Raw genomic sequence first — 9,817 nt, forward strand, 5'->3', positions numbered from 1 at the left:
GTATAGCTTCTATTTGCCACCCGGTCGGGCCCCCCGGCCTGTGTGCCGCGTGGCCCCTCGGGGGGGGGGGGGGGCGCGCGGGGGGCGCGCCCCCCCCCCCCCCGGGCGGTGGGTGCGGAGTGCTGGGTGTCGGGCGCGGGGTGCTGAGCCCGGGGGCCGCTACTTCGGTTCGCGGTCGAAGGTGGCCTGGGACCAGAAGTAGCCGAGGACGCTCAGCGCCAGGCACCAGGCGACCGCTAGCCAGCCGTTGTGGCCGATCTCGGTGCCGAGCAGCAGCCCGCGCAGGGTCTCGATGGCCGGCGTGAACGGCTGGTACTCGGCGACCGGCTGGAACCAGCCCGGCATCGCGTCGATCGGGACGAAGGCACTGGAGATGAACGGCAGCACGATCAGCGGCAGCGCGTTGTTGCTGGCCGCCTCCACGTTCGGGCTGACCATGCCCATCCCGACGGCGATCCAGGTGAGGGCGAAGGCGACCAGCGCCAGCAGCCCGAACGCGGCCAGCCACTCCAGGGCCGTGGCGCCCGTGGACCTGAAGCCGATGGCGACGGCGACCAGCCCCACCAGCACGACACTGGCCAGCGACTGCAACACGCTGCCGATGACGTGCCCGATGAGGATCGACCCGCGGTGGATGGCCATCGTGCGGAACCGGGCGATGATCCCCTCGGCCATGTCCCCGGCGACCGAGACGGCGGTGCCGACCACGGTGCCGCCGATGGTCATCAGCAGGATGCCGGGCACCAGGTACGCCACGTACCGGGAGCGGTCCGCGTCGCCGCCCATGCCGGCGCTCATCACGTCGCCGAACACGTAGACGAAGAGCAGCAGCAGGACGACCGGGGTGAGCAGCAGGTTCAGGGTGAGGGACGGGTAGCGCCTGGCGTGCAGCAGGTTGCGGCGCAGCATGGTGGAGGAGTCGCGCACGGCGAGGGCCAGGGAGCTCATCAGAGGACGTCCTTCGAGGAGTGGGAGCGGGCGGACGGGCCGGGCTATGCGGGGGGTGCGGGGGCGACTTCGCTGCGCGGGCCGGTCAGGGCGAAGAACACGTCGTCGAGGTCGGGGGTGTGCACGGTCAGTTCGGCCGCCTCGATGCCGGTGGCGTCCAACCAGTCGAGGATGGAGCGCAGTTCGCGCTGGCTGCCGTCGCTGGGGATCTGGAGCGAGAGCGCGGCGTCGTCCCGGGCGCCGCCCACCGGTACGAAGCCGTCCGCCGCGGGTCCGGTGGCCTCGTGCAGGGCGTGGGTGGCGCGCCGGTAGCCGACCGGGTCGGTGAAGCGGAGCCGTACGTGGCCGCCGGGGATCATCCGCTTGAGCTCGTGGGCGGTGCCTTCCGCGGCGATCTTGCCGTCGTTGAGCACGGCGATGCGGTCGGCGAGTTGGTCCGCCTCATCCAGGTACTGCGTGGTGAGGAAGACGGTGACGCCGCCCTTGACCAGTTCGCGGATGATCTGCCACATGGTGTGCCGGCTGCGCGGGTCCAGGCCGGTGGTCGGCTCGTCCAGGAAGATGATCTTCGGGTCACCGACCAGGGTCATGGCGATGTCAAGGCGCCGCTTCATGCCGCCCGAGTAGGTGGACGCGGGCCTCTTGGCCGCGTCCGCCAGGTCGAAGCGGGCCAGGAGTTCGGCGGCGGTGCGCCGGCCTGCCGCCCGGGACATGTGGTGCAGGTCCGCCATGAGGAACATGTTCTCCTCGCCGGTGATCAGCCCGTCGACGGCCGAGAACTGACCGGTCACGCCGATCGCCGCACGCACCCGTTGCGGGGCGCGCACCAGGTCGTGGCCGGCGATCTGGGTCTGGCCGCTGTCGGCGCTGATGAGCGTGGACAGGATCTGCACGGTGGTGGTCTTGCCGGCGCCGTTCGGCCCGAGCAGCGCGAAGACCGTACCGGCCGGGATGCGCAGATCGATGCCGTCGAGCACCTTCTTGGTCCCGTAGGACTTGCGCAGTCCGACCGCGGAGATGGCGATCGGGGCCGAGTGGCCGCTCCTCACGCTAGACGTGGGCATGACAGAGGAAGGCATAGTTGCTCTCCATTCGGAGGCGGGAGTTGACGGGGATGGGGCCAGGTCCTGGGTCCTGGGCCGGTCCGGGCCTGGGTTGCGCGCGTCGCACGGAGTGGCTCGCCGCGATGAGGCCCGCGCGGGGCGGGGTCGGTGGCGCGGGGGTGACGCGGGGTGACGCGTGGGGCGTACGGGGCCGGCCGCCATGGGGGTGGTGCGTGCGGCGGCGGGGCCTGGCCGGCGGCGGGGCGCGGCGTGCGGACGGGACGCGGGCGGTGGTGCGGCACCGGCGGGCGGCGCCAGTCGCTCGGCGGGACGGGCCGCTCGGCGGGACGGTCAGGGCCGACCGGCGCCGCTGGCGTGGTGGCGGCGCGGTGCCGCTCTGGGCTGGTATGAGCCGGTAGCGGCTGGTACGGGCGTCAGGCGCGGGGGCAGGGTGGTGCGAGCGCCCGACGGCTGGAGCGCGGGGACCGTTGCGACGCCCGGCGGTTGCGACGCCCGGCGGTTGCGACGCCCGGCGGCTGCGCGGCCCGGCGGCTGCGGGGCACTCGCGGCGCGAGTGGGTTACGGCGCGGGACCGTTACGGCGCCCGGCGATGGTGGTGTGGGCCGATGCCGGGCCGGGCGGTTCAGACCTTGGCGCGGAGGACGTCGATCGTGCCGTAGCGGGTGCGGGCGCGGACCTCGACGGTGTCTTCGGTCTTCTCCGGAGCGGGCGCCTCGGCGAGTTGGTTGCGCACCTGGCCCGCGTTGGAGCTGACGTCGAGCCAGGCGGCGGTGCCCGCGCGGATGCCGATCTCGATGGAGCCGTAAGCGGTCTCCAACTGGACGGTGCCGCGGGCCACTTCGCCGAGGCGCAGCGAGCCGTGCGCGGTGGCCGCGACGACCGAACCTTCGGCGCGTGAGATGTCGATGTCACCGTTGGCCGCGTTCACCCGCAGGTCGCCGGTGGCAGCGCCGACGGTCGTGGTGCCGTGCGAACTCTTCAGCACGGCCGGCCCGTCGAGCAGGCCGACCCGTACGCTGCCGGTGCTGGTGCGGATCTCGGCCGTGCCGATGACCCGGTCGACGGTGATCGAACCGTGCGCGGCGGTCAGGTGGAGCGGCCCGGTCTCATCGAGTCGTACGTCACCGGAGGAGGTCCGCACCCGGACCTCACCGAGCCGGCCCTCGGCGAGCACCTGGGCCCAGGCGCCGGTCAGGTGCACGTCCGAGCCCGCGGGCAGTTCGACGGTCACGTCGACGGTGCCGGTGCGCCCGACGAGGTAGCGCGATTTGGGGGTGCGCACGGTCAGCGTCCCGTTCGCGTAGGCGACCTCGGTCTGTTCCGCCGACCGCAGGTCCTGCTCCTTCTTGGGGTCGCGCGGCTGCACGTCCACGACGGTGTCGCTGCGGTCGGTGGCGCGGAACCGGATGGAGCCGGCCTCCACGTGCACGGTCGCCGCGACGGTTTCCGGGGTGTCGAAAGTAGGCATGGCTGTCCCGTCCTCAGTGGTTTTCGGGTCGTCCCCGTTGGTGGGACGCGGTGGGGAAGTTCGTACGGCCGCGCGCGGCTAGCGCACCCAGCCCGTGAAGCCCTGGCCGACGTTGCGGGTCTGGGTCACCGGCCGCGGCTGGCCGCTGCCGACCGCCGCCGAGACGGCGCGCACCAACCAGGCGTTGACCGACAGGCCCTCGCGGCCTGCGGCCTCCTCGGCGCGCGCCTTGAGCTGGGCCGGCAGGCGCAGGTTCACCCGGGCGGTGCCACCCTCGTCGGCCTCGGCCTGCGGCGCGGCGAGGAGTGGTTCGACCGGCGCGGCGGGCGGCGCGGCGGGTTCGCTGCTGGGGGGTGGGGTCACCACGAAGTCGGGGTCGAGGCCGCGCAGCCGCAGGTCGACCGAGCCCGGGGCGAGTTCGCGGGTGATCTCGTCCATCGCGGCCGAGAGCACGTTGAGCAGGGTCAGCCGGGTCGCCGACTCCAGCGGCGCGGTCAGCCGCTCGGCGAGCTCGCGGGCATCGTCGCCACCGGCTTCAGCGGCGACCGCGAGCTCCCGGCGGAGCGTCTCGACATACGGGGTGAGGTCCATGACGTCATCATGGCATCACTTTGGCGCTATACGCAAGCACTGTTGGCGCCACGCCGTACACCAACTGACCCGCACGGCCCTGACCTGCATGAATACGTTGGCACCATTCAACAAGGAAGCGGTGCCACGCATGCCCAGGCCCCCATTCGGCGACCCCTTGGCATCACGTGGCGCCATCCGGAGCCACCTGGCGCCACCTAGCACCAGACGGCGCCAGGTGATGCCATTCTGGCGCCACACGCAGCCGACGACCCTCCCCGCACCAACGCGAGCGCGCGACCGTACGCCACCCGACCCGAAGGCCAGCCCACCCCGAACGCCAGGCCAATCCGAACGCCAACCCCACACCCATACCGCTCCCCCCAACAGAACCCCAGCGGAATCCCCGGCAAAATCCCCGCCGCACACCCCTGTCGCCGACTCCTTACCCGCCAGTACATTGACGGCATGTCTAATACGGCCAAGGCGCAGCCCGTCCCCGTGGCCTCGGAGTACACGGCGCTCAGGGCGCGGAACGTCGACTTCGCGTGGGCCGGGACCCCGTTGCACTGGGTGCCGGGCGACCCGTCCACCACGCACACGATCAATGTGCTGCACCTGTTGCTGCCCGCCGGCGAGCGGTGGTTCGTCCACGTCTACCGGCAGGTCCTGCCGCGCATCAGGGACGAGCGGCTGCGGGCGGACGTGCTCGGCTTCATCGGCCAGGAGGCCATGCACGCCCAGGCCCACGACCAGGTGTTGCCGCACCTGCGCGCGCAAGGTCTCGACCCGACGCCGTACACGGCGCAGGTGGACTGGCTCTTCGAGAAGCTGCTGGGCGACCGCACGCTGCCGCCGGGCCGGGCGAGCGAGTGGTGGCTGTTGGAGCGGGTGGCGCTGATCGCCGCGATCGAGCACTACACGGCGTTCCTCGGTGACTGGGTGCTGGGCGCCGAGGCGCTGGACCACAGGGGCTGCGATCCGGTCATGCTCGACCTGCTGCGCTGGCACGGGGCGGAGGAGGTGGAGCACAGGTCGGTGGCGTTCGACCTGTTCCTGCACGTGGACGGCAGCTACCGGCGCCGGGTGCGGACCTGGGGCACCGCGTTCGCCGCGCTGGTCTTCCTGTGGCAGCGCGGGCTGCGGTTCTTCATGGCCAACGATCCGACGCTGCCGGACGGCAGGGCCAGCTTCCGTGAGTTCACCCGCGCCGGGCGACAGGGCCTGCTGCCGCGCACCGGTGCCATCGCCCGCTCCATCCCGGCGTACCTGAGCCCCGGCTACCACCCCTCGCACGAGTGCAGCACCGCCCAGGCCGTGGCCTATCTGGAGCGCTCGCCGGCCGCCCGGGCCGCCGAGGCCGAACAGGCCCCCGCCGCCGGCTTCGAACAGGCCTCCGCCGGCCCGACCGGAGGTGCCTGAGGTGGCCCGCGTCCCGTTGCCCGGCCCGCGGGCCGCGGTGGCCGTGACCGCCGCCGCGCTGTTCGTACGGCATGCCGTCGGCCGCAAGGTGGAGCGGTCGCCGCTGTGGCCGCTGCCCGCGCTCGACGTGCCGATCTCCGGGCGCGACCGGCGCGCGCCCGCCGCCGGCCTGCGGGTGCGGGTCGCGGAGCGGCGCGAGGTGGCCGACGGGGTGGTGCAACTGCGGCTCGCCGGTGAGGGGTTGCCGGCCTGGGCGCCCGGTGCGCACCTCGATCTCGTGCTGCCTTCGGGCGCGGTCCGCCCGTACTCGCTGTGCGGCGACCCGGCCGACCGCGGCGCGTACACCATCGCCACCCGGCTGGTCGCCGACGGCCGCGGCGGCTCCCGCGAGGTGCACGAGCGGCTGCACGTGGGCACCGAGATCGAGGTCCGCGGGCCGCGCAACCGGTTCCCGCTGGTCGAGGCGGCGGCGTACGTGTTCGTCGCGGGCGGCATCGGGATCACCCCGCTCCTGCCGATGCTGCGCGCCGCGCAGGCCGCGGGGGCGCCGTGGCGGCTGGTGTACCGGGGGTGCTCGCTGGCCTCCATGCCGTTCGTGTCCGAGGTGCTGCGGCTCGGCGGGCCCGAGCGGGTCAGTGTGGTGCCCGCGGACACCGATGGGCGGCCGGACCTCGCGGGCGCGCTGGCCGGGGCGCCGGCCGGGGCCGCCGTCTACTGCTGTGGCCCCGGCGGGCTGATGGACGCGGTCGCCGCGGTGTGCGCGGCCGATCCGCCCGGCGGCGGGCTGCACCTGGAGCGGTTCACGCCGGGCCCCGGGCGCCCGGCCGATCGGCCCGAGCGGGCGTTCACCGTGGAGTTGCGCCGGACCGGCCGCACGGTCACCGTCCCGCCCGGCACCACCGTGCTGGCCGCGCGCCGCGCGCAGGGCCGGCCCGACCTCGCGTACTCCTGCACGCAGGGCTTCTGCGGCACCTGCGTACAGCGCGGCGGCGCCGGCGACGTCGACCACCGCGACGCCCTCCTCGCCGATGCGGAGCGCGCGGACCGCATGCTCGTGTGCGTCTCGCGCGCGTACGGCGACCGGATCGTCCTGGATCTCTGAGCCCGGCCGGCGGGCGTGACCGAGGTGGGAGGCGCGTACCGGCCATCGGACGCGGGCCCGGGGTGGCGCGCAGGATCGCCCCAACGCACGTGCCCGGCAAGGAGGTTACGGATGCCCAGACCGCCACGCCCGCACCCCGTGCGGCCTGCGGATACGCGCGCGGGGTCGGCGTTCGGCCGTGCGCCGGGCGGCGTGGGCGGCCAACTAGGATGGCCGCATGGCAGGCAGCGTACGGCGCAGAATGGGCGTCGAGGAGCGACGTGAGCAGCTCATCACGGTCGCCCTCGAACTGTTCGCGCATCGACGCCCGGAAGACGTGTCGATCGACGAGATCGCCGAACGCGCCGGCATCTCCCGGCCGCTGGTGTACCACTACTTCCCCGGCAAGCAGAGCCTGTACGAGGCGGCGTTGCGGCGCGCCGCCGACGAGTTGAGCAACCGGTTCGTCGAGCCGCCCGCGGGGCCGCTGGCCGAACGCCTGTTGCGCGTCATGGGGCGCTTCTTCGACTTCGTCGAGGACCACGGCCCCGGCTTCTCGGCCCTGATGCGCGGCGGCCCGGCCGCCGCCGTGGGCACCACCACCGGCGCCACCGGCACCGATCAGGGGCCCGCGTTCAGCAACACCCGCGCCACCGTCGATGACGTGCGGCAGGCCGCGTACGAGCAGATCCTGACGCACCTCGAAGTCGAGCGGCCGTCCGAGCGGCTGTCGCTGGTGGTCAGGTCGTGGGTGTCGCTGGCCGAGACGACCGCCCTGCTCTGGCTCGACGGGCAGGCGGTGCCGCGGGCCGAACTCGAAATACAGCTCGTGTACGACTTCGCGGCGCTGGCCGCGGTGAGCGCCGTCCACGATCCGGAACTCGCCGCGCTGGTCCGCCGCATGCTGGAACAGGAGCCGCCGGACGGGCACTTCGCCGATCTGGTGGCCCATCTCATCACGCTGATTCCGCCCGGCTGACCGGTCGGCCGCGGGCGGCCGCCCCGGGTCCCGGGGGGAGGCCAGCCGGGTCGGTGTGGGGCCGGCCAGGGGACGACGGAGCGGTGAACTGACGGTTGCGCCCCGTGTCGTTGACCGCCGGATGCCTGTTCGACGCCGAGTTGTCAGACACCGGCGGTAGCGTCTCTTCTGTGACCACGCACGTAACACCTCCGAACCCGCTCCACACCCTGGCGTCCGACCCGACGGGCCGTTCCCTGGGTCTCGATTTCGACCTGCCGCCGGGGACCCTGCACCGACTGACGCTGGACGGCCCGTGGCACGAGCCGCTGCTGTGGCGCGCCACCGAGCCCGCCACGGAGGAGTCGTGGCGGCAACTGCTGCCCGCGTTGAAGGCGGCGGGACTGCACCCGGTGCTGCTGGGCGGGGCGCGCGAGAGCGACGGCGACCAGCCGTGGAACGAGGAGCTGGGGCCCGATCTGGCGACCAGCCCCGCGGCGTTCGACGCCGCCGAGCTGCTGGCGGACTGGTGGGCGGACAACACCGCCCCGGTGGAGGAGGACGCGGAGCAGTCGGAGGGCGCCGCGCCCCGGGCGGCCGGTTCCGACGGGACGGCGCAGGCCGGGCCCGGCGATGACGGCGACGGCCGCACGGCGGACGAGCTGGCCGATGGCGAAGACGAGGGGTCCTGGCGTGCGGGCCGCGCCGCGGACCGGCCGGGGGGGGGGGGGGGGGGGGGGGGGGGGGGGGGGGGGGCCCCCCCCCCCGGCGCCGCGCCGCCGCCGCCCCCCCCCCCCCCCCCCCCCCCCCCCCCCCCCCCCCCCCCCCGGCCCGCGGCCACGGCCCGGCGCCGGATGCTCCACCGCTGGTCGGGGACTTCGCCCCGGCTCGTCGTATGCGTCGCACCAACGGCTACCCGCCGGCGGACGCGGGGCCAATCCGCGAGCCTGACAGGCAGCGCGCCCACCCGGACCGCAGACAACCCGGGGCCCGGATGGCACGCTGACGTGACGAGCCGGACACCGCGCCGTACGCGCCGCCGTCCCCGGCCCGCTCGCCCCCACCCGTACGCGCCGCCGCTCTCCCGGCCCGCCTCGCCCCACCCGCGCCAGCCGGCGCCACCGCACACCACATCGTCCCCGGGCCCGACCCCGTGGCCCACACTCCCGCGGCACCCCCGCCCCCAAAGCGGTGCACGGCCCCCACCCACCCCATCGGCAACCTCGTGCAGAAGGGACCCACGACGGCCATGGCTGACCTCGATGCCACACCCACACCCACCACTGACCCCGCCACCCCATCGACCACCCCCGACACACCCACGGCGCTGACACCGGACGAAGTGGGGGCCATGTACGACCAGTCGGGCGATCTGATCGCCATGATGCTCGGCACGGCCGCCATCCACGTGGGCCTGTTTGTCCCGCACGACACGCCTCGCCGCTCCCCCTCCCTGATCGACCTCGCCGACCTGGCACAGGAGCGTCAGACCGACTTCCTCATCGACACCCTAGGCCCCGTCGCCGACTCCGACCTGCTCGACATCGGCTGTGGCACCGGCGGCCCCACGGTACGGCTGGCCGAACGCTCCGGTGGCCGAGTGACCGCGGTGACGGTTAGTCAGCAACAACTGCTCCACTGTCGGCAGCGGGCCCAGGACGCGGGGCTGGGCGAGCGGATCACCTTCGAGTACGGCAACGCCATGGACCTGGCCTACCCGGACGCCACCTTCGACGCCGCCTGGTCCATCGACTGCTTCGCGCACCTCTCCGACCGGCCGGCCGGCTTCCGCGAGGCACGCCGGGTGCTCCGCCCCGGCGGTCGCTTCCTGATGACCGAGTTCTGCGAGCGTGGCACGCCCCCGGCGGATCAGGCGGCGGCCTTCGCCCAACTCTGGGCCAGCCCGCCGCCCAAGCCGTTCCCCGACCTGCTCGCCGAGGTACACGAGGCCGGGTACGAGATCCTCCAGGTGCAGAACATGACGCCGAACATGGTGCTCTGTAGCGATTTCATGACCGTGCTGTACAACGACCGGCGCGCGGAGATCGAGGAACGGTTCGGCAAGGAGGCCACGGCCCAGACCGACGCCGTCATGGACCTCTACCGCGCCTTCTCGCGCGACCACCTGACGTACTACCTGCTGGTGCTCGGCACCCCTCAGGAGTGAGGCGGTCCCACCCGAGCGGGCCTGACGGGCTCGGGGCCGGCCGGGTCCGGGTGTGTCACCTACGACGACCCCGCCCGGCCGGTGTCTTATACACAAATGACGCGGCCCACCCTAAGCCGTGTGTTGATAGCGGGGGGGG

9 protein-coding genes are annotated in these 9,817 nt (G+C 73.7%); 5 read left to right on the forward strand and 4 right to left on the reverse strand.

The annotated features are described in order from the left end of the window. Window positions 1-159: 159 nt before the first annotated feature. The 4 genes from AAHZ94_RS20630 to AAHZ94_RS20645 form a co-directional block, all read right to left on the reverse strand. Window positions 160-948 carry an ABC transporter permease gene (locus AAHZ94_RS20630; protein ID WP_349994459.1) on the reverse strand — a complete coding sequence of 263 codons (789 nt, stop codon included), beginning with the start codon at window positions 946-948 and terminating at the stop codon, window positions 160-162. Between the two features lie 44 nt (window positions 949-992). Next, the gene (locus AAHZ94_RS20635; RefSeq protein WP_502964726.1) at window positions 993-2,012 is read right to left on the reverse strand and encodes an ATP-binding cassette domain-containing protein; all 1,020 of its coding nucleotides are present in this window, start codon (window positions 2,010-2,012) and stop codon (window positions 993-995) included. Between the two features lie 622 nt (window positions 2,013-2,634). Then, on the reverse strand, window positions 2,635-3,480 hold the full coding sequence (locus AAHZ94_RS20640; RefSeq protein ID WP_349994461.1) for a DUF4097 family beta strand repeat-containing protein: 846 nt from the start codon (window positions 3,478-3,480) through the stop codon (window positions 2,635-2,637). Between the two features lie 78 nt (window positions 3,481-3,558). Next, on the reverse strand, window positions 3,559-4,071 hold the full coding sequence (locus AAHZ94_RS20645; protein ID WP_349994462.1) for a toxin-antitoxin system HicB family antitoxin: 513 nt from the start codon (window positions 4,069-4,071) through the stop codon (window positions 3,559-3,561). 447 nt (window positions 4,072-4,518) lie between these two features. Between AAHZ94_RS20645 and AAHZ94_RS20650 the strand changes: the two genes are divergently transcribed. From AAHZ94_RS20650 to AAHZ94_RS20670, 5 genes are all read left to right on the forward strand, one after another. Then, window positions 4,519-5,472, forward strand: coding sequence for a metal-dependent hydrolase (locus tag AAHZ94_RS20650; RefSeq protein ID WP_349994463.1), 954 nt, complete (start codon window positions 4,519-4,521; stop codon window positions 5,470-5,472). Continuing rightward, complete coding sequence (locus AAHZ94_RS20655) at window positions 5,465-6,574, forward strand: PDR/VanB family oxidoreductase (protein WP_502964725.1); 1,110 nt, start codon at window positions 5,465-5,467, stop codon at window positions 6,572-6,574. Before AAHZ94_RS20650 ends, AAHZ94_RS20655 begins: the two co-directional genes overlap by 8 nt. Before the next feature lie 217 nt (window positions 6,575-6,791). After that, window positions 6,792-7,532 carry a TetR/AcrR family transcriptional regulator gene (locus tag AAHZ94_RS20660; RefSeq protein ID WP_349994465.1) on the forward strand — a complete coding sequence of 247 codons (741 nt, stop codon included), beginning with the start codon at window positions 6,792-6,794 and terminating at the stop codon, window positions 7,530-7,532. 170 nt (window positions 7,533-7,702) lie between these two features. Further along, window positions 7,703-8,842, forward strand: a complete 1,140-nt coding sequence (locus tag AAHZ94_RS20665; RefSeq protein WP_349994466.1) for a hypothetical protein — start codon at window positions 7,703-7,705, stop codon at window positions 8,840-8,842. Continuing rightward, window positions 8,761-9,678, forward strand: a complete 918-nt coding sequence (locus AAHZ94_RS20670; RefSeq protein ID WP_349994467.1) for a methyltransferase domain-containing protein — start codon at window positions 8,761-8,763, stop codon at window positions 9,676-9,678. Before AAHZ94_RS20665 ends, AAHZ94_RS20670 begins: the two co-directional genes overlap by 82 nt. Window positions 9,679-9,817: the final 139 nt, after the last annotated feature.

The sequence above is a fragment of the Streptomyces sp. HSW2009 genome, from assembly GCF_040240285.1.
Classification (GTDB): domain Bacteria; phylum Actinomycetota; class Actinomycetes; order Streptomycetales; family Streptomycetaceae; genus Streptomyces.

Bases quoted from the DNA above. Each gene is read 5' to 3' on its own strand.
- AAHZ94_RS20635 (WP_502964726.1), bottom strand. From the start codon at position 2,012: ATGCCCACGTCTAGCGTGAGGAGCGGCCACTCGGCCCCGATCGCCATC.
- AAHZ94_RS20630 (WP_349994459.1), bottom strand. From the start codon at position 948: ATGAGCTCCCTGGCCCTCGCCGTGCGCGACTCCTCCACCATGCTGCGC.
- AAHZ94_RS20670 (WP_349994467.1), top strand. From the start codon at position 8,761: ATGGCTGACCTCGATGCCACACCCACACCCACCACTGACCCCGCCACC.
- AAHZ94_RS20660 (WP_349994465.1), top strand. From the start codon at position 6,792: ATGGCAGGCAGCGTACGGCGCAGAATGGGCGTCGAGGAGCGACGTGAG.
- AAHZ94_RS20650 (WP_349994463.1), top strand. From the start codon at position 4,519: ATGTCTAATACGGCCAAGGCGCAGCCCGTCCCCGTGGCCTCGGAGTAC.
- AAHZ94_RS20645 (WP_349994462.1), bottom strand. From the start codon at position 4,071: ATGGACCTCACCCCGTATGTCGAGACGCTCCGCCGGGAGCTCGCGGTC.
- AAHZ94_RS20640 (WP_349994461.1), bottom strand. From the start codon at position 3,480: ATGCCTACTTTCGACACCCCGGAAACCGTCGCGGCGACCGTGCACGTG.